An 18,612-nucleotide genomic window follows, 5' to 3' on the forward strand; every position below is an offset into this window, starting at 1 on the left:
AGCGGGGCATCAGGCATGCTGATGACGGCCACGTGGCGCCAGGCCAGTGTGGCAACGTTCACACATCTGAGAACGTACCCATACCGCTGAAATCCCGTCAACCACTCACTTCACTGCGTTTCTGTCCTGTTAAGAAACTCCAGAGGCGTGGGACGCCCCACTGGGACGCCCGCACCTCCTTCCCCGCCGGGGATCCCGTACACGCGAGAGGGCCCGGCCGTTGGTCACGGCCGGGCCCTCCTTGGGCAAGGCGCCCCGGGGCAGGGGGGACGGGCGCCTCGCCAGGGGGTTGGCGTCAGTGTTCGGAGGCCTTCTCGGCGCCGACGCCGGTGAGCGAGCGGACCTCGATCTCGGCGTACTTGGCGGCGTTGTACTCCTTGCTGAGGATCGTGCCGAGCCAGCCGCACAGGAAGCCCAGCGGGATCGAGACGATGCCGGGGTTGCTCAGCGGGAACAGCACGAAGTCGGCCGTCTTGAACAGCGCCGTCTCGCCGCCGGAGACCACCGGCGAGAAGATCACCAGCAGCAGGGCAGAGACCAGGCCGCCGTAGATGGCGGACACCGCGCCGGCCGTGTTGAACCTCTTCCAGAACAGGCTGTAGAGGATCGCCGGCAGGTTGCCCGAGGCCGCCACCGCGAACGCCAGGGCCACCAGGAACGCCACGTTCTGGCCCTGGGCCAGGATGCCCAGGCCGATCGCGACGGCGCCGATGACCAGCGCGGACAGGCGGGCCACCACGACCTCCTGGCGCTCGCTGGCCTGGCCGCGCTTGAAGACGTGCGCGTACAGGTCGTGGGAGAAGCTGGAGGAGGAGGCGAGGGTCAGGCCCGCGACCACGGCCAGGATCGTGGCGAAGGCCACGGCGCCGATGAGCGCCAGCAGGAGCGTGCCGCCGACCGGGCCGAAGATGTCCTCGCCGATCTGCTGTGCCAGCAGCGGGGCCGCGGTGTTGCCCGCCTTGTCGCCCGCGACGATCGCGTCCTTGCCCACCAGGGCCGCCGCGCCGAAGCCGAGGACCAGGGTCAGCAGGTAGAAGACGCCGATGATGCCGATGCCCCACAGGACCGACTTGCGGGCGTCCTTGGCGGTGGGGACGGTGTAGAAGCGGATGAGGATGTGCGGCAGGCCCGCCGTGCCCAGCACCAGCGCCAGGCCCAGGCTGATCAGGTCGATCTTGCCGGCCAGGCCCTGCGCCTCGGTGCCGTACTTCAGGCCGGGGATCAGGAAGCTGCCGGGGTTGGCCGCGGGGCCGCTCTTGGTGGCGGCCTCGCCGAGCAGGGCCGACAGGTTGAAGCCGTACTTGCCCAGCACCAGCAGCGTCACCAGGGCGGCGCCGCCCATGAGCAGCACGGCCTTGACGATCTGCACCCAGGTGGTGCCCTTCATGCCGCCGAAGACGACGTACACGATCATCAGCGCGCCCACGCCGACGATCGTCCAGGCCTTGCCCGCCTCGCCGGTGATGCCGAGCAGCAGGCCGACCAGCGCGCCCGCGCCCACCATCTGGGCCAGCAGGTAGAAGATGCTCACCACGATCGTGGACACGCCCGCCGCCGTGCGGACCGGGCGCGGGCTCATCCTGAACGCCAGCACGTCGGCCATGGTGAACTTGCCGGAGTTCCGCATCAGCTCGGCCACCAGCAGCAGCGCCACCAGCCAGGCGACCAGGAAGCCGATCGAGTAGAGGAACCCGTCATAACCGGACAGCGCGATGATGCCCGCGATGCCGAGGAAGGAGGCGGCCGACATGTAGTCGCCGCCGATCGCCAGGCCGTTCTGCACGCCGCTGAACGACCGGCCGCCCGCGTAGTAGTCGGCGGCCGTCTTGGTCTGGCGGCTCGCCCAGAACGTGATCGCCAGGGTGGCGGCCACGAAGGTGAGGAAGAGGATCATCCCCAGGGTCGTCGAGCTCACTGAGTCTTCTCCTCCACCTCGTGGCGCAGCTTGTCGGCGATCGGGTCGAGCTTCCTCTCCGCGTGCCTGGCGTACGCCCACGCGATGAGGAAGGTGGACACGAACTGCAGCAGGCCGAGGACCAGCCCGACGTTGATCTCGCCGAGCAGCTTGATCCCCATGAAGCCGCGCGCCCATCCGGACAGCACCACGTAGAGCAGGTACCACGCGAGGAACGCCACGGTCATGGGGAACGTCCAGCGGCGGAAGGCTCTTTTCAGCTCCTGGAACTCACTGCTCTCCTGCACTTGTTCATAGACCGACGCGTCATGTTCTCTAGTCGTCACGAGACCTCCACTGTGATGCGGATCACGCCCAACGTAAGAGCGCAACCTACCCGTCGTGGAGATCCGTAGGAGGGTTGTTCGGTGAGGCGGTGCCGTCAGGCGATTAGTTGGGGATGGCCTGCGGTGAAAGGTCTGGTTCGCACGACGAGCGGTTGGGCACCCCTTTCACCCTTTTACGGCCCCCGCCGTCAGACCCTCCACGATGTAGCGGCGGATGGCGGCGAACAGGACGAGCGTCGGCAGCACCGAGACGACCGTGGCCGCCGCCATCGAGCCCCAGTCGATGTCGTACTGGGTGATGAAGGAGTTCATGGCGACCGGGACGGTCTTGGCGTCCTCGCTGTCGATGAACGTGATCGCCAGGAACAGCTCGTTCCAGCACTGCACGAACGCGAAGATGAAGGTGGCCGCGATCCCCGGCAGCATCACCGGGATCACCACCCGCACCATGGCCGCCAGCCGCGAGGCCCCGTCCACCTGCGCCGCCTCCTCCAGCGCCACCGGCACCCGCTCGTAGAAGCCGCGCATGATGATCGTCGAGAACGGCACCAGCATCGCCACGTACACCAGCATCAGCCCCGCCAGCCGGTTGAGCAGGTCGAGGTCGGACATCAGCAGGTAGAGCGGGCCGAGCGCGATGAACAGGGGGATCATCTGGGTGACCAGGAAGGCCAGCACGAGCGCGCCGCGGCCGGGGAAGGCGAAGCGGGCCAGGGTGTAGCCGCCCAGCACGCCGATGGCGGTCACGACGGCCGCCGCCACGAGGGAGACCAGGAGCGAGTTCAGCAGGTACGTCCCGAAGTCGGCGAACTCGAACAGCTCGGCGTAGTGCTCGAAGGTGACGTTCACCGGCCAGTAGCGCAGCGGCACCGAGAAGATCTCGGGTTTGGGCTTGAGCGAGGTGACGACGATCCAGTACAGCGGGAACAGGGTGATCAGCAGCCAGGCGCCCAGCACGGCGGCCTTGGCCACGGTGCCGACGCGGCTCATCGGGCCTTCTCGAATCGGGTGGCGTTCAGGTAGAAGATGCTGAAGGAGAGCAGGAGGGCGAGGACGAGCAGGCCGACCGCGCCCGCCCGGCCGTAGTCACCGCCGATGACCTGCTGGATGAGGAACGTGGTGATGATGTCGGTGCTGCCTGCCGGGCCGCCGCCGGTCATCGCGTAGATGAGGTCGGGGAAGTTCAGGATCCAGATGATCCGCAGCAGCACGATCAGCGCCAGCGTGGGCCGGATGTGCGGCAGCGTGACGTGCCAGAACCGGCGCAGCCGGGACGCCCCGTCCACGGCCGCCGCCTCGTACAGCTCCCTGGGCACCGACTGCAGCGCGGCCATGATCATGATGGCGAAGAACGTGACGCCGTACCAGATGTTCGCCACGATGACGGAGGTCATCGCCCACCCCGGCGAGGCCAGGAAGCCGATGCGCTCCTCGATGAGGCCCGCCTTCAGCAGCAGGTCGTTGACCACCCCGAACTGACCGTTGAACATCCACCGCCACAGCAGCCCGATCAGGAACCCCGACATGGCCCACGGGAAGAACACCCACGCCTGGTAGAGCCCCCGCCCCCGGAAGTGCCCGCGTAGCAGCAGCGCCAGCCCGAAGCCGAGGACGAACTGGAAGAACAGCGAGACGGCCACCCACGTGCCGGTGTTGCGCAGCGCCGTCCAGAAGCGGTCCTCGGCCAGCACGGCGCGGAAGTTCTCCAGGCCGGCGAACGGGGTGGAGGTCACGTCGAACAGGTTGTAACGCTGGAAGGCGATCACCGCGCCGCGGACCATCGGGTAGTACGTGAACAGCGCCACGAACACCACGCCCGGCAGCAGGCACAGCGCGATGAACCGGGCCCTGCGGACGGTGAACGTCCTCACGAGACCTTCTTGGCCTGGTCCACCCAGAAGGCGTCCCACGCCTTGAGCACCTCGGCGGTGGTCTTCTTGCCGGTGATCAGCGCCTGGACGTCACGGTCGGAGTCCACCAGGAACTGGCTCCAGCCCGGATAGTCCACCGGCCTGATCGTGATCACCTGCTTCGGGTCCTGCTGGGCCTGCAGGTACGCCTTCCACGCGCCCTGGGAGAACTGCGGGTCGTTCTGGGCCTGCCTCGAGATCGGGATGAGCGAGTTGCCCTTGGCGAAGGCGATGCTCTGCTTGGCCTCCGACAGGAACTGCACCAGCTTGACCGCCTCCTGCGGGTGCTCGCTGAAGGAGGTCACGCCCCAGCCGGCGTAGCCGACGGGCTGGTAGGCGTACCCGGTGGGGCCCTTGGGGATCGGTGCGGTGGACCAGGCCGTGACGCCGCTCTCCTCGACCGTCTTGATCACCTCGGGGTCCTGGATGAGCATGCCGGTGACGCCCGAGGTGAAGCCCTGGACCATCTCGGGGTAGCCCCAGGACACGGAGTCGGGCGGCGACGCCTCCTTGAAGATCTTGACGAAGAGGTCGAGGGCCTGCGCCGCCTCGGGGGTGGAGAAGATCGTCCGCTTGTCCTTCAGGTAGAAGGACTTCTCCGGGTTCAGCGCGTCGCCGTTGTAGGCGCTGATCATCATCACCGCGTAGTCCGCGCCGCCCTTGCCGCCCCTGAAGGAGTAGCCGTACCGGTCGCCGGTGGTCATCCGCTTGCCGGACTCGTACAGCTCCTGCCAGGTGGCCGGGGGCTCGGTCATGCCGAAGTCCGTACGGTAGAACAGCGTGCGCTGGTAGAACCCGTACGGGATGAGATACGCCTTGCCCCCGACCTCCACCGCCTTCTTCTGGGCCAGCTCGGTCAGCTCAGGCCAGCCGGGCCAGTCCGTGGTGGGCAGCTCGGCCAGCCAGCCGTTGTTGGAGAAGGACTTGGCCGTGTGGTCGCGCACCTCCAGCACGTCCAGGCCCTTCTTCGTCTGCAGGATCTGGGTGATCTTCTGGTCGGCGCTGTCGAGCGGCGGGGAGATGAGCTCGACGGTGACGCCCGGGGTGGCCCGCTCGAAGTCGGCGATGAGGGACTTGATGAGCTTCGTACGCTCGGGTCCGGTCAGGCTCTCGATCATCCGCAGCCGGATCTCCCCCGGCGAACCGGAGGAGCCGGAGCCGCAGCCCGCGAGTGCCAACGTGACGACGGCGGCCGTGGCCACCAGGACGGGGTTTCTCATGACGAGCCTCCCGCGAGGTCAGACAGCGCTGTCAGTCACGTTAGGCGGACATTCCCTCCAGGGCCAGACCGAGATCCTTGATCAGGAGTTCCGCGGGCTCCAGGCCGACCGAGAGCCGGACGAGACCGACCGGGATGCCCATGGTGGCCCGCACGCTCTCCTCGGTGGACAGCGCGGGCGCGTTCACCAGGCTCTCGAACCCGCCCCACGACACCCCGATCCGGAAATGTCGCAACCTGGAGAGGAACGCCCCGACCTCCGGGCGGGACTCCGTGTCGAGCTCCAGGCTGAACAGGCTGGAGAAGCCGGACATCTGCCGCAGCGCGATCGCATGCCCCGGATGCGACGGCAGCCCCGGATGGTTCACCGACCGCACGGCCGGATGGTCCCGCAGGAACGCCGCCACCGCCAGGCCGCGCTCCTGGTGCGCCGCCATCCGCACCGGCAGCGTCCGCAGCCCCTTGATCACCTTGGCCGCGTCGTGCGGCGACATGGCGGCCCCGTAGAGCTGGAACTCGGTCAGCGCCAGCGGCCTGATCAGCCGCGCCGGCCCCACCACCACCCCGCCGACCAGGTCGCTGTGCCCGCCGATGTACTTCGACAGCGAGTGCACCACCAGGTCCACCCCCATCGTCAGCGGCTTCTGGAACAGCGGCGTGGACCACGTGTTGTCCATCACCGTCACCAGCCCCCGCTCCTTCGCCCACCCCGTCACCTCGGCGATGTCCACCACCGCGTAGGCCATGTAGGACGGCGACTCGAAGTAGAGTAGGCGGGTGCTCGCCTTGATAGCGCTGTCACCCTCCTCGAGGTCCTTGACGTGGGTATGCGTCACCCCGAACTTCTCCAGGTAACGCAGGAACTGCGTGGTCGGCCCGTAGACCGCGCCGAGCACCAGCACGTGATCGCCGGCCGACACGAGCGAGGAGATGGTCGCCGAGATCGCGCCCATGCCCGACCCGAAACACTTGGCCCGCTCTCCCCGCTCCAGCGCGGCGAGCTTACGCTGGGCGAGATCCACCGTCGGGTTGGTCCCCCGCCAGTAGACGTAGCGCTCGTCCTCGTTCCTGACGGCCTCGCCGAGCTCCTCCGCCGTCGCGAACGTGAACACCGAGTTCTCGAACACCGGCGGGTTGACCGCGCCCAGCATCCAAGGCTCGTCCTCACCCAACCGGCCACAGATCCATTCATCATTCATGGGGGCACACTATGACAACGCGCAAGCCGACCATGGCGGACGTCGCCCGGCAAGCGGGTGTGAGCCTCAAGACCGTCTCCCGGGTCGTCAACCAGGAGCCCCACGTGCGGGCGTCGCTGCAGCAGCGGGTGCAGGCCGCGATCAGCGCCCTCGGCTACCGCCGCAACGAGGCCGCCGCCCGGCTGGCCAGGGGCGCGACCATGCTGACGCTCGGGCTGGTGATGGAGAACATCTCCAACGAGTTCTACTCGCGCCTGGCCGCCGCCGTCGAGGCCGCCGCGGCCGGTCACGAGGCGCTGGTGGTGTTCGGCTCGTACGAGGAGAGCGCCGACAAGGAGCGCATGCTGATCGAGTCCATGTACGCCAGGGGCGTGGACTCCCTGATCGTCGTGCCCTCGGCGGCCGACCACTCCTGGCTGGCCGAGCATGCCGGTCTCACCACCGTGTTCGTGGACCGGGTGCCGCCTGGCCTGGACGGGGCCGACGTGGTGCTGCTCGACGACGTGTGGGGCGGCCGCATCGCCACCGAGCACCTGCTCGCCCGCGGCCACCGCCGGATCGCGCTGATCTCCGACGACGACGGGATCAGCTCGGTGCACGACCGCGCGACCGGCTACCGCGCCGCGCTGGCCGGCGCGGGGGTGCCGGCCGACGAGGAGCTGGTGGTGCGCGAGCTGTACGACCCCGGCCAGGTGTCGGGCGAGGTCACCAGGCTGCTCGACCTGCCCTCGCCGCCCACGGCGTTCTTCGCCACGAACAACCGCGCGGCCATCGGCATCCTGCAGGCCCTGCGCGAGCGGCCCGAACGACCCGCGTACGTGGGGTTCGACGACTTCGCGCTGGCGAACGTGTTCAACCCCGGCGTGACCGTGGTCCGCTACGACACCGCCCGCCTGGCGCGCGCCGCCGTGGACCTCCTGCTGAACCCGTCGCCGGCGGCCCGCCGCATCAAGGTGCCGGTGGAGCTGGTGCCGCGCGGCTCCGGCGAGCTTCCGCCCGCCTGACCGCCGTCTCAAGACGTGGTCACGTCTCCCCATGTCAGGGGCAGAGCCGTCGCCGGGTGGGTAACCACTCGGCTGGGGGGTGGGCCATGTCCGAGAGCGCGGGGGATTCGAGCGAGGCCATCGATCCGGACGTCTACCTCGACGTGCCCGTGGTCCTGGTGGACGAGATCAGCCTCGACGTGCAGGACCTGCGGGCGAAGGTGTCGCTGCAGGCCGAGGTGCTCGATCTGCTCAAGCTGAGCGTGGGCGCCGACGTGTTCCTCGGCTCCGTCAACCTCACGATCAAGGGCGTGGAGGCGCAGGCGCTGCTGAAGGTGCGGCTGGACAACGTGGCGCGCATCATCGACCGGGTGCTGCAGACCATCGACGACAACCCGCAGATCCTGGAGAACCTCACCCGGAACCTCGGCACGGCCGTGCGGGACATCGGGAGCGGCGCCGGGTACGCGGTGCGGGATGTGGGGGCGGGTGCCGGTGATGCCGTCCGCGACGTCGGGGCCGGCGCAGGCGGCGCCGTGCGCGACGTGGGGACGGGAGCCGGTGACGCCGTCCGCGACGTCGGGGCCGGGGCAGGCGGCGCCGTGCGCGACGTCGGGGCCGGGGCAGGCGGCGCCGTGCGCGACGTCGGAGCGGGAACCGGCGAGGTCGTGCGTGACGTGGGAGCCGGAGCCGGTGAAGTCGTGCAGGACGTGGGAACCGGCACCGGAGAGGTCGTACCGGACGCCGGGGCCACGGCCGGTGGCGCGGACAGCGGCGGCAAGTCCCAGCACCGTCACCACCGCTACCTCTTCAAGCGCCGCCACCACCGGAAGTGATCAGCACCATGCCGAAACCCGAGCACCCGCGCACCCCGGACGTCGAGATCAGCGCCTCCGCCACGGCCAGGGAGCTCCGCTTCCACGAGCGACCGGAGGTGTCGGTGCACGCGGAGGCGGAGCCCGGCGGCGAGTGCGCCTGGGGCAGCGACCGCACCAACCTGCCCGACCAGGTGGAGCCGAACGTCACCTACCGCGACATCCGCATCGACTTCCGCGTGGCAGCCGCACTGGCCACCCCCGCCACCCCCGCCGACCCTGCCGTCCCCGAACAGGACACCGACCCCGAGCAGGGCACCGGTCCCGGGCAGGGCACTGGCCCCGCCGAGGAGCCGCCGTCGCCCTGCTAGCCGTCGCGTCCGGTCTGGAAGGCCTCGCGCAGGACCGTGGCCAGCTCGTCGGCCAGCTCCGGAGTGGCGGCCACGACGCCGCTCCACCGCCTGGTCAGGTCGGTGTCCAGCTCGACGGCCCGCCCGAACACGTCCCTGACCGCCCCGCCCGCCGCCTCGGCCAGCACGACGGAGGCGGCGAGGTCCACCAGCCGGTGCGTGTCGGTGGCGGCGTCGGCGAAGGCGTCGGTCGCGCCCTGGGCCACGAGGGCGCCCTCCAGGCAGCTCGTGCTGAGGATCCGCACACGGGCCGCCCGCCGCGCCACCTCCCACCAGGCCGCTGCGGCCCCCGGATTGGCGGGATGGGGCCGCAGGAGGGAGACCGCGGCGCCCGCGAGCGCCTTGCGGCCGCTCGTACGCAGCGAGGACGGCTCGCCCGCCCGGGCCCACCAGCTCCGCCCGGTGTCCAGCCACACCGTCAGCGCCTCGGTGAAGACCCCGTCCTCGGCCACGGCCGCCGAGAAGGCCGACAGGGGGACGCCGGCGGCGGCGTTGGCCGAGCCGTCCACCGGGTCCATGACGAGGGTCAGCGCCGAGCCGTTGTCCACCCAGCCCGTCTCCTCGGAGAGGACGTTGACCGGGTGCCCGGCCAGGGCTCTCAGGATCGCGTCCTCGACGAGCACGTCGATGCGCATGGTCGGGGTGCCGTCCGCCCCGTCCGCCACGACGGCGGCCAGGGTGGCGCGGTCGTGCTCGGCGGTGGCGGTGGTGTACGCGTCCAGCGCCGCCGAGGCCGCCGCGGCGAGGGCCGGATGCGCCTCCACGGGCACCCCGGCACCCCACCCACGCACGTTCGGCCCCCCGGACCCAGGCCCGGCCCCGCGCCCAGCCCCAGGCTCAGCTCTGGGCTCAGCCCCGCGCCCGCCCGGCGCAGCGGCCGCCGCCGGTTCGCGCCCACCCGGCGCGGCCGACCGCGTCCCATGCCCTTCCACGCCGGCCATCGGCGTCCCCTCTCCTCACGGCACTCGCGTCACTGTCCTACCCCCGCCGGCAGCGCGGAGTCACCGGCCGTAACGGTGGTCCGCACCGTCGGCCACCCCCGTTCCACGGTCACGACGGCCAAGTCCCCGCGCTGCCCCGCCACCGCGGCCTGCCCCACGAGCAGGCCGGCGCCGACCGCCTCAACGAGCGCTGGGCCTGAGCCATCGAGCGGGTGACGCGCTAGGACGAGCGGGGACGCCAGTCGCCGCGGTCGAGGTCGAGGTCCTCCGGCGTGTGCAGCCTGACCATGGTCCTGGCCACGCCGGGCGGCACCCGGTGCGGGGTCAGGAAGGACACGGCCGCCATCACCGTGAACGCGATCGGCACCGTCCACGCCGCCGGCTGGGCCAGCAGCGCCCCCGCCAGCCCCCGCTGCGGCCCCGCGACGATCGTGACGAGCACGGCGGCGCAGGCCAGCCCGCCCCCCACGAACAGTCCCGCCAGCGCCCCCGTCGTGGACAGCCGCCGCCACCAGATGCCCAGCACCAGCAGCGGGCAGAACGACGAGGCCGCCACGGCGAACGCCAGCCCCACCACGTCCGCCACCGGCAGCGCCCGCGCCCACAGCGCCAGGGCCAGCGGCACCGCCACCGCCATCAGCGTGGCGATCCTGAACGAGCGCACCCCGCCCTTGAGCAGGTCCTGGGCGATCACCCCGGCGACGGACACGGTCAGGCCCGAGGAGGTGGACAGGAACGCGGCGAACGCGCCCGCCGTGACCAGCGCGGTCAGCAGGTCGCCGAGGGTGCCGCCGATCATGCGGGAGGGCAGCGTCAGCACGACGGTGTCCGTGCGGACGAGCTCGGGCGTGTACATGCGGCCCAGCCATCCGTACACGGCGGGCAGCAGGTAGAAGGCGCCGAGCAGCGACAGCACCACGAGCGTCGTGCGGCGGGCGGCCCGCCCGTCGGGGTTGGTGTAGAAGCGGACGAGCACGTGCGGCAGCCCCATCGTGCCCAGGAACGTGGCCAGGATCAGCGAGTACGTCGAGTACAGCCCGTACTCCTTGCCCCCGGCCAGCGGCACCTGCCAGGTGGCCGCGTCCGCCGCGCTGACGTTGGGCGCCCCGTCGGCCTGCCAGGCCATCAGCAGGAACACCAGCGGCACCGCCAGCGCCGTCAGCTTGAGCCAGTACTGGAACGCCTGCACGAACGTGATCGACCGCATCCCGCCCGACAGCACGTTCACCGCCACGACGACCGCGACCAGCAGGCCACCCACCCACACGGGCGCGCCGGTGATCGTGCGCAGCACCAGGCCCGCGCTCTGGAACTGCGGCATGAGGTAGAGCCAGCCGATCAGCACGACCAGCACGCTCGCGGTGCGGCGCACGGTCATCGACTCCAGCCTGGCCTCGGCGAAGTCGGGCAGCGTGTACGCCCCGGACCGGCGCAGCGGCGCCGAGACCAGCACCAGCAGCACCAGGTACCCGCCGGTCCAGCCGACGGGCAGCCACAACATGTCCACGCCGAAGGACAGGATCAGCCCGGCGACCCCCAGGAAGGAGGCCGCCGACAGGTACTCGCCGCCGATGGCCGAGGCGTTCCAGAGCGGGCTGACCGTGCGGGAGGCCACGTAGAAGTCGGAGGTGGTGCGCGAGAACCTGATCCCGAACGCTCCGATGAGCACGGCCGCCACCACCACGACCAGCACCGCCGTCAGGCTCATGCGGCCGGCTCCGCGCCACGCCGTGCCCGGTGCCCGTTCACCGGCGCTCGACCAGCTCGGCGAAGTGCCGCTCGTTGCGCTCGGCCTGGCGGACGTAGAGCCAGGCGCCGATGACGAACGCCGGGTAGATGAGGCCGGCGAGCACCGCCCACGGGAGCGGCAGGCCGAGCACGTCCACCTCGCGCAGCTCGGGGATGAGCAGGAACAGCAGCGGCAGCCCGCCCACCACGCACGCCAGCACCGTGCAGACGAACAGGGCCAGCCGGAACTGGGTGCGCAGCAGGGAGTGCATGTAGACCTCGCCGAGCCGGGTCTGCTCGTCGATCTCCCGGGTGGCGGGGTAGCGGGGGCGCCTGGCGGCGGCGGTGCGCGGGCTGGTGACGACGACCCGGCGCGGGACATCGGCCCTGCCCCGGGAGAGGTCCGCCCGGCGGCCGGGACGCGGCTCGGGGCTCATTCCTGCCTGCCCTTCCTGGCCCGCCGCACCAGCAGGTCGCGCAGCTCGCGCGTGTGCCGCCGGCTGACCGGGATCTCGGTGTTCCCGACCCGTACGGTGCACTTGCCGGAGTCGATGTGCAGCTCCTCGATGTGCTTGACCGCCACCAGGTGGCTGCGGTGCACCCGGACGAACCCGGACGACGCCCACCGCTCCTCCAGCGTGGCCAGCGGGATGCGCACCAGGTGGGTGCCCGCGGCGGTGTGCAGGCGAGCGTAGTCGCCGTGCGCCTCCACGTACATGACGTCGGCGCTGGAGACGAACCGGGTCACCCCGCCCAGCTCGACGGGGATCGTGTCGCTCTCACCGCCCTCCACCGGCACGTCGGCGGAGATGGCGACCCGCCTGATCGCCTCCGCCAGCCGCTCGGGGCGGACGGGCTTGAGCAGGTAGTCCTCGGCCTTGATCTCGAACGCGTCCACCGCGTGCTCCTCGTACGCGGTCACGAACACCACCCTCGGCGGGTTCGCGAACTGCGACAGCAGCCGCCCGAGCACCACGCCGTCCAGCCCGCGCATCCTGATGTCGAGGAACACGGCGTCGATCGGCCGCCCGTCGGCGATGGCGCGGTCGAGCAGCCGCAGGGCCGCCGCGCCGTCCCTGGCGGTGACCACCTCGCCGATGCGGGGATCGGCGCGCAGCAGGTACGACAGGTCTTCGAGGGCGGGCAGCTCGTCATCTACCGCGAGTACCCGGAGTTGTGCCATAGACAGTGATGAAACCGACAACAAAGATCGAGGTCAACGGGCAGAGACGCCTGGGTGATATTTCGGCAATCTGATGTTGACCTTGGTGCCCGCGCCGCTGGCCGTTTCGACGACGAGGCCGTACTCGTCGCCGTACACCTGGCGCAGCCGCTCGTCCACGTTCGCCAGCCCGACGCCGCCCGCGGGGGTGATCTCACCTGCGAGGATGCGGCGCAGCCTGTCGGGGTCCATGCCGAGGCCGTCGTCCTCGACGCTGATGCGGCACTCGGCGCCGGCGTCCTCGGCGATGATCGTGATGCGGCCGATACCGTTCTTGCTCTCCAGGCCGTGCCGTACGGCGTTCTCGACCAGCGGCTGCAGGCACAGGAACGGCACCGCGACCGGCAGCACCTCGGGCGCGATGCGCAGCGTCACCTGGAGCTGGTCGCCGAACCTGGCCCGCTCCAGGATCAGGTAGCGGTCGATCGAGCGCAGCTCCTCGGCCAGCGTGGTGAACTCGCCGTGCCGCCGGAAGGAGTAGCGGGTGAAGTCGGCGAACTCCAGCAGCAGCTCCCTGGCCCGCTCGGGGTCGGTGCGGACGAAGGAGGCGATGGTGGTGAGCGAGTTGTAGATGAAGTGCGGGGAGATCTGCGCGCGCAGCGCCCGCACCTCGGCCTCCATGAGCAGCGTGCGCGAGCGGTCCAGCTCGGCCAGCTCCAGTTGCGAGTCGACCCAGCCGGCCACCTCCTGCGCGGCCCTGACCAGCCCGGCCGAGGCGTTCTGCCCGTAGGCGGCCAGCGCGCCCACGACGCGGTCGTCGGTGGTCAGCGGCACCACCACGGCGTGCCTGACGGGGCATTCGAGCAGGTCGCAGTCGATGGTCAGCACCTGCGTGCGGCCGTCCTTCAAGGTGGCGGCCGCGTGCTCGAACGCCTGCTCGGCGTGGTGGTCGTCGCCCTCGCCGTCGTACACGAGCAGGCGCTCGACGTCGGTGATCGCCAGCGCGGCCGAGCCGAGCAGCGCGCGCAGGTGCCGCGAGGCGCGCTCGGCGCCGTCGGCGGTCAGGCCGGCCCGCAGCGGCGGCCCGGCGAGCGAGGCGGTGTGCAGGGTCTCGAACGTGGCCCGCTCCGCGGGGCTGGTGCCCAGCTCGCGCCGGCCCCGCATGACCCGCCACAGCACGATCGAGGGCACGCCGACGAGCACCGCGACGACGGCCACGCCGACCAGGTACTCCACGCGGCCAGAGCCTAGCCGGTCAGCGGGCCTTGGCGATGAGGTCGGCGTACGCCTGGGCCTCCTCGGCGGAGTCGTACGTCGTGCGCGGCCAGAAGAACCCGCGCAGCCCGTCCTTCTTGTTGCGCGGCACGACGTGCACGTGCAGGTGGGCGACGCTCTGGCTGATGCGGTTGTTCATGGCCACGAACGTGCCGCCCGCCTGCAGCCCCTGCTCCACCGCCCGCGCCATGGCCTGCACCCGCTCGAAGAACGGCCCGACGTCGCCGAGGTCGGTCAGCGTCTCCACGTGCGCGCGCGGCACGACCAGCACGTGGCCCTTGAAGACCGGCCGGGTGTCGAGGAAGGAGATCGCCACCTCGTCGGAGCCCACCACGTACGCGGGCCGCTCCCCGGCGATGATCTCGCAGAACAGGTCGGTGCTCACCGCCCGACCCTATCCGCGAACGCCGTCCAGCTCGTCATGTTGGGCGCCGACCACTCCTGCGGCGCGTGCAGGAAGTGCTCACCCACGCGCTCGCGCAGCCGCTCGGGCACCTGTTCGACCTTGGCGCCCCGGCAGTGGTAGACCAGCCCGCCCCCGCGCTGCCCCATGGCCATCCACGGCAGCCACGGCGAGACCCGGCACCAGGAGAACACGCACGGCACGTCCGCCATCCCCGACTCCACGTCGGCCGCCGAGGCGAAGAACTGGAACAGCTCCAGCGCCCGGTAGGTGTCACCGGCCGAGTTGTCGGGGAAGTCGGCCACCTTGAGCGGCGACGGGTAGGCCAGCCGCACGTCCACGTTGTAGACGACCTGACCGCCGAGCCGCGTCTCCGGCACCGGGTAGGCGCCCAGCCGCTGGTTGACCGGGTCGTTGAAGACGTGCTGCACCTCGACCTCGCGGCCGGTGAACGGGTTGGGCCAGGAGTCGAGCACCTCCCGGCTGCCGGGGTCGAGGTAGAGCGCGGCCTCCCTGGTCAGGAGCTGCCAGCCGGCCTCGGTCTCGACGGCCCTGGCCACGTTCAGCCCCTCGAACCCGAACAGGTGGTGCGGCCCGTCGTCGTCCTGCCAGCCGTAGACGTCACCGGTCCAGTACGAGATCGTCTCGGTGCCGTCGGACGAGGCACGCACCCGGAGGAAGTCCATGATCGCCAGCCTAACGCGGGACGACGGTCACGGCGAAGATCGCTTCTCCGGACCGCTGCCTGCTCTCCTCCGTGGCGGGCGTCCTCGCCTGCCCGCATCGCCAGCAGTCGAACAGCCTGATCTCGGTCGTGCCCGGCAGCTTGCCGTTGAACACGAAGTAGGTCGTGCGCCCGGATCCCGGCCCGCCGCCCTGGCTCTCGTGCTCCTCGCTGATGAACGAGGCCACCTTCGCGTCGGGCAACTCCACCAGGTCCCAGCTGTCGCCCACCGAGGGATTGTCGGTGACGGCCAGCGAGAACCGCTGCCCGGAGCGCACCTCGACCTGCACGGTCGCGCCCTTCGAGCCCTTGACCACCTTGCCGTAGTCGCTCACCGCGGACCCGGCGCCGCACCCTGCCACCAGGAGGGCGAGCAGGGCTGCGGCAGATGTCCGGCGTATCACTCCGGCAGGTTATCGGGCTCGGGCGGATCCCTCGGCACCGCGTACGGCTCCCGCTCGGCCGGCTGCCCCTCGGCGATCTTGCGCTGCCTGACCAGCTCGGCGTCCAGCTCGGCGCCGAGCAGCAGCACCATGTTGGACAACCACAACCAGACGAGGAACACCACGACCGCCGCGAGCGTCCCGTACGTCCGGTCGTAGGAGGCGAAGGAGGCCGCGTACAGGGCGAAGCCACCCGAGACGAGCACCCACAGCACCACCGCCAGCAGCCCGCCCGGCGTGAGCCAGCGCATGCCGGGCTGGCGGACGTTGGGCGCCGCCCAGTACAGGACCATGATCATGCCTGCGGCGACCAGGGCCAGCACCGGCCATTTGACCACGTTCCACGCCGTCACCATCGCGTCGTCCACGCCCAGCGCCGCGCCCACGGCCTCGGCCAGCTGCCCGGTCAGCGTGACGGCGATCGCTCCCACCGCGAGCAGCACGGTGGTCAGCACCGTCAGGGCGAGCCGAAGCGGGGTGAGCTTCCAGAACGGTCGCCCCTCCTCGATGTCGTAGATCACGTTGCCGGCCCTGATGAAGGCGCCGATGTAGCCCGAGGCGGACCACAGGGCGATCAGCAGCCCGGCCGCGGCCACGACACTCGCCGCGTAGTCCGTGCCCTCGACCGCCCGCACGCCCTGGTCGATCACGCTGCGCACCTCGGCGGGCGCCACCGCCAGCAGGCTGCCCACGACCGCCGCCGCGTCCTGCCTGCCCAGCAGGCGGAACAGGGACACCAGCACGATCAGCGCGGGGAAGATCGACAGCACGGCGTAGTACGTCAGCCCCGCCGCCAGGTCCTGGAGACGATCGTCGCGGAATTCGGCGATCGTCCGCCGTAACACGTGCCACCACGCCCTGCGCGGCAGCTCGGCAGGATGGTCGGGGACAGCCTGGGGGGAGGGCATGTCCTACTTGGCCGCCCTGCGGCGCCTCATCATGCGGCGCAGCACGAACGCGGTCACCGCGCCGATGGCCGCGATCAGCACCACGGGCCGCTTCTTCGCTCCGGCGGCGGCGTCCTTGACCTGGTCGGGCGTGTGGTCGCGGACCTTGCCCGCCACCTCGGAGGCCTTGCCCCTGACGGTCTCGGCCGCGTCGGCGGCCCGATCCTTGGCCACCTCCGCCGCGTGCCCGGCCCGGTCCTTGGCCACTTCGGCCGCGTGCCCCGCCCGGCCCTTCACATCGGCCTTGGCCGCGAGCTGGCTGACGGTCTCGCCCATCTCTCTTCGGGTCTCCTCGATGTTCTTGCGCACGTCGTCCTCATCCTCCTCGTCGTCCTCCCCATGCGCCCCACGCATGGACTCCTCCTCGGTCCGCAGGTGCTCGACCGCTTCTGACCGCTCGTCCGGGATGGGGGCTTCGGGGATGAAGGTCTCGTGTTCCTGTCTGGCCACCTCGGCCTCTCGCGCGTTCTCCGCCGCGCCCGGCCTGGTGGGAGGGACATTGATGGATTCGCGCTCGGTCGGAGTGCCCACGGTCGCTCTGCGGGCGCCGACGTCACCGGCGTGCTGCTCGCTGTATCCGGGGTCGGTCTCGCTCATCGCCGCGCCCTCTCCTTGACCATGTCGATGTCGGCCTTGACGCTCGCGATGGCCTCCTCGGGGACCGGCGGCGTGGCCCGTTTGACCTCGTTCTTGCCGAACAGCCCGAGCAGGGCGGAGACGATGAACAGCGCTCCCGCCACGATGGCGGCGGCCGCCCACCCGGGCAGTACCAGAGCGAGGAGCATGACGACGGCTGCCACCAGCGTGGCACCGCCGAAGAACGCGACCATCCCGGCCGCGCCGAACAGGCCCGCGCCGAATCCGGCGCGCTTGCCCTTCTCCGTGAGCTCCATCCTGGCCAGGCGAAGCTCATCCTTCACGAGCCTGGTGACCTGCTCGGAGAGATCGTTGACCAGTTTGTGGGTGTCGTTCACGATGTTCGCCTCCTCCGCTGAGGAAGGCGACTACCCAGACAAAAGGCCTTCTATCACGCGCAAAAAGCGCTCAGCGGCGCTTCTTCGCCGCCGTCTTCAGCAGGAAACCGAGCACGGAAACCACCGGGTCCTTCTGGACCTCGCACCAGTTGTCGGGCTGCTTCGGCTTGCTCCATGGGGACGGGAGCTCGCACGAGGGAGCCTGCGGCTTCGGCCGCTCACACCACGATCCTGGACGCTCCATACTTCGATCCTACGTCCTCGGGCACCGGCGTGACAGACGAGATATGTCGTCCCTACACCTTCGGGCACCGGCCGGACAGACGGGATGCGCCGTGCCTGGGCCTGCGGGATGCGCCGCCCCTTGGCCTGCGGGATGCGCCGTCCCTCGGCCTTCAGACACCGGCCGGACAGGCGAGACACGTCATCCCGGCCCCTTCAGGCGCCGGCCTGGCAGATGAGATGCGTCAGGGCGGCCACCGCCCGGTAAGGGTCGGTACGCCCCGCCCGCTCCTCGGCCGCCAGCAGGCCGTCGAGATCCCCGGGGACGGGCGCGCCGTCGGGCGCCACGTCCGTGAACACGCGCACGCCGTACCACTGCCGCACCTTGAGCCCCTGTTCGGCCAGCCGCCGCGTCAGCTCGGCGAGCCGGTCGGCCCTGGCCGTGACGCCGACCCTGTTGGGGTAGTACGGCTCGTCGAAGGCCCGCAGCGCCCCCGCCCAGTCGCCCAGCAGCGCGGGCCGCATGGCCAGCGCGTCGCCGTTGCGCACGAGCAGCGACAGCACGCCGCCGGGAGCCAGCATGCCCGCCAGACCGGCCAGGAGCGGGCCGGGGTCGTCGAAGTACATCAGCACCCCGTGACAGAGAACCGCGTCGAAACCCCCCGGCTCGAACAGCTCCGCCAGCCGCTCGGCCTCGGCCTGCACGGTCCTGACGCGCATGCCCGGCTGGATCCCGGCCTCCAGGATGCCGAGCAGCTCGCGGGAGGCGTCGAGCGCGGTCACGTGGTGACCTCTGGACGCCATCCTGAGGGCCTGCGTGCCCTGGCCGGAGCCGACGTCGAGGATGCGGCAGGGGGTCGCGGGGAGGTGCGCGGTGAGCTGGCGGGTGACGAGCTCCTGGCGTACGACGTCGCGCAGCGTGCCGAGCCCTTCACGCCACCTGCCCTCGGCCCCCGAGAACCTCATGCTCTCGACCTTAACCGCCGGTTGTCCACAGGCTCCAGACGGCCTGCCCC

The 18,612-nt window shown here is 70.8% G+C and carries 22 protein-coding genes; 3 read left to right on the forward strand and 19 right to left on the reverse strand.

All coding sequences use genetic code 11. The annotated features are described in order from the left end of the window. Positions 1 to 295 precede the first annotated feature (295 nt). The 6 genes from ACBJ32_RS13885 to ACBJ32_RS13910 all read right to left on the reverse strand — a co-directional run bounded on the left by ACBJ32_RS13885 (position 296) and on the right by ACBJ32_RS13910 (position 6,569). Positions 296 to 1,894, reverse strand: a complete 1,599-nt coding sequence (locus ACBJ32_RS13885) for a cation acetate symporter (RefSeq protein WP_357869688.1) — start codon at positions 1,892 to 1,894, stop codon at positions 296 to 298. Between the two features lie 17 nt (positions 1,895 to 1,911). After that, on the reverse strand, positions 1,912 to 2,241 hold the full coding sequence (locus ACBJ32_RS13890; RefSeq protein WP_375127051.1) for a DUF485 domain-containing protein: 330 nt from the start codon (positions 2,239 to 2,241) through the stop codon (positions 1,912 to 1,914). A 165-nt stretch (positions 2,242 to 2,406) separates the two neighbouring features. Further along, positions 2,407 to 3,231 (reverse strand): carbohydrate ABC transporter permease, encoded by an 825-nt coding sequence (locus ACBJ32_RS13895; RefSeq protein ID WP_375127052.1) that lies wholly within the window; start codon positions 3,229 to 3,231, stop codon positions 2,407 to 2,409. After that, the gene (locus ACBJ32_RS13900) at positions 3,228 to 4,112 is read right to left on the reverse strand and encodes a carbohydrate ABC transporter permease (RefSeq protein ID WP_375127053.1); all 885 of its coding nucleotides are present in this window, start codon (positions 4,110 to 4,112) and stop codon (positions 3,228 to 3,230) included. Before ACBJ32_RS13900 ends, ACBJ32_RS13895 begins: the two co-directional genes overlap by 4 nt. Next, positions 4,109 to 5,371: an ABC transporter substrate-binding protein gene (locus ACBJ32_RS13905; protein ID WP_375127054.1), complete on the reverse strand. Its 1,263-nt coding sequence runs from the start codon at positions 5,369 to 5,371 to the stop codon at positions 4,109 to 4,111. The genes ACBJ32_RS13900 and ACBJ32_RS13905 overlap by 4 nt, the downstream gene beginning before the upstream one ends. Before the next feature lie 40 nt (positions 5,372 to 5,411). Then, positions 5,412 to 6,569 carry a PLP-dependent aspartate aminotransferase family protein gene (locus ACBJ32_RS13910; RefSeq protein WP_357869384.1) on the reverse strand — a complete coding sequence of 386 codons (1,158 nt, stop codon included), beginning with the start codon at positions 6,567 to 6,569 and terminating at the stop codon, positions 5,412 to 5,414. A gap of 11 nt (positions 6,570 to 6,580) precedes the next feature. Between ACBJ32_RS13910 and ACBJ32_RS13915 the strand changes: the two genes are divergently transcribed. The 3 genes from ACBJ32_RS13915 to ACBJ32_RS13925 all read left to right on the forward strand — a co-directional run bounded on the left by ACBJ32_RS13915 (position 6,581) and on the right by ACBJ32_RS13925 (position 8,738). Next, positions 6,581 to 7,573: a LacI family DNA-binding transcriptional regulator gene (locus ACBJ32_RS13915; RefSeq protein ID WP_357869382.1), complete on the forward strand. Its 993-nt coding sequence runs from the start codon at positions 6,581 to 6,583 to the stop codon at positions 7,571 to 7,573. Positions 7,574 to 7,659: 86 nt separating this feature from the next. Further along, entirely contained in the window at positions 7,660 to 8,388 is a 729-nt protein-coding gene (locus tag ACBJ32_RS13920) for a hypothetical protein (RefSeq protein ID WP_375127055.1), read from the forward strand. Positions 8,389 to 8,396: 8 nt separating this feature from the next. Then, positions 8,397 to 8,738 (forward strand): hypothetical protein, encoded by a 342-nt coding sequence (locus tag ACBJ32_RS13925; protein WP_375127056.1) that lies wholly within the window; start codon positions 8,397 to 8,399, stop codon positions 8,736 to 8,738. Here ACBJ32_RS13925 and ACBJ32_RS13930 read toward each other — a convergent pair. The 13 genes from ACBJ32_RS13930 to ACBJ32_RS13990 form a co-directional block, all read right to left on the reverse strand. Beyond that, positions 8,735 to 9,568 (reverse strand): inositol monophosphatase family protein, encoded by an 834-nt coding sequence (locus tag ACBJ32_RS13930; protein ID WP_375127057.1) that lies wholly within the window; start codon positions 9,566 to 9,568, stop codon positions 8,735 to 8,737. The genes ACBJ32_RS13925 and ACBJ32_RS13930 overlap by 4 nt on opposite strands. Positions 9,569 to 9,938: 370 nt before the next feature. After that, entirely contained in the window at positions 9,939 to 11,426 is a 1,488-nt protein-coding gene (locus tag ACBJ32_RS13935) for a cation acetate symporter (protein WP_375127058.1), read from the reverse strand. A gap of 37 nt (positions 11,427 to 11,463) precedes the next feature. Further along, entirely contained in the window at positions 11,464 to 11,883 is a 420-nt protein-coding gene (locus tag ACBJ32_RS13940; RefSeq protein WP_357869368.1) for a hypothetical protein, read from the reverse strand. After that, entirely contained in the window at positions 11,880 to 12,629 is a 750-nt protein-coding gene (locus ACBJ32_RS13945; protein ID WP_357869365.1) for a LytTR family DNA-binding domain-containing protein, read from the reverse strand. The genes ACBJ32_RS13940 and ACBJ32_RS13945 overlap by 4 nt, the downstream gene beginning before the upstream one ends. A 33-nt stretch (positions 12,630 to 12,662) precedes the next feature. Continuing rightward, positions 12,663 to 13,844, reverse strand: a complete 1,182-nt coding sequence (locus ACBJ32_RS13950; RefSeq protein ID WP_375127059.1) for a sensor histidine kinase — start codon at positions 13,842 to 13,844, stop codon at positions 12,663 to 12,665. Positions 13,845 to 13,863: 19 nt separating this feature from the next. Then, complete coding sequence (locus tag ACBJ32_RS13955; RefSeq protein ID WP_357869359.1) at positions 13,864 to 14,268, reverse strand: HIT family protein; 405 nt, start codon at positions 14,266 to 14,268, stop codon at positions 13,864 to 13,866. Further along, the gene (locus tag ACBJ32_RS13960) at positions 14,265 to 14,972 is read right to left on the reverse strand and encodes a DUF1838 family protein (RefSeq protein ID WP_375127060.1); all 708 of its coding nucleotides are present in this window, start codon (positions 14,970 to 14,972) and stop codon (positions 14,265 to 14,267) included. The genes ACBJ32_RS13955 and ACBJ32_RS13960 overlap by 4 nt, the downstream gene beginning before the upstream one ends. Positions 14,973 to 14,982: 10 nt before the next feature. Continuing rightward, positions 14,983 to 15,414, reverse strand: coding sequence for a protease inhibitor I42 family protein (locus tag ACBJ32_RS13965; RefSeq protein ID WP_357869354.1), 432 nt, complete (start codon positions 15,412 to 15,414; stop codon positions 14,983 to 14,985). Continuing rightward, positions 15,411 to 16,361 carry a YihY/virulence factor BrkB family protein gene (locus ACBJ32_RS13970; RefSeq protein ID WP_357869351.1) on the reverse strand — a complete coding sequence of 317 codons (951 nt, stop codon included), beginning with the start codon at positions 16,359 to 16,361 and terminating at the stop codon, positions 15,411 to 15,413. The genes ACBJ32_RS13965 and ACBJ32_RS13970 overlap by 4 nt, the downstream gene beginning before the upstream one ends. Before the next feature lie 3 nt (positions 16,362 to 16,364). Beyond that, positions 16,365 to 16,997 (reverse strand): DUF3618 domain-containing protein, encoded by a 633-nt coding sequence (locus tag ACBJ32_RS13975; protein ID WP_375127061.1) that lies wholly within the window; start codon positions 16,995 to 16,997, stop codon positions 16,365 to 16,367. Then, the gene (locus ACBJ32_RS13980) at positions 16,994 to 17,374 is read right to left on the reverse strand and encodes a phage holin family protein (protein WP_375127062.1); all 381 of its coding nucleotides are present in this window, start codon (positions 17,372 to 17,374) and stop codon (positions 16,994 to 16,996) included. The genes ACBJ32_RS13975 and ACBJ32_RS13980 overlap by 4 nt, the downstream gene beginning before the upstream one ends. A gap of 70 nt (positions 17,375 to 17,444) precedes the next feature. Continuing rightward, positions 17,445 to 17,618 (reverse strand): hypothetical protein, encoded by a 174-nt coding sequence (locus ACBJ32_RS13985; protein WP_185102853.1) that lies wholly within the window; start codon positions 17,616 to 17,618, stop codon positions 17,445 to 17,447. A gap of 194 nt (positions 17,619 to 17,812) precedes the next feature. After that, complete coding sequence (locus ACBJ32_RS13990) at positions 17,813 to 18,562, reverse strand: class I SAM-dependent methyltransferase (protein WP_375127063.1); 750 nt, start codon at positions 18,560 to 18,562, stop codon at positions 17,813 to 17,815. Positions 18,563 to 18,612 lie beyond the last annotated feature (50 nt).

Source organism: Nonomuraea sp. GTA35, from assembly GCF_041950525.1.
GTDB lineage: Bacteria > Actinomycetota > Actinomycetes > Streptosporangiales > Streptosporangiaceae > Nonomuraea.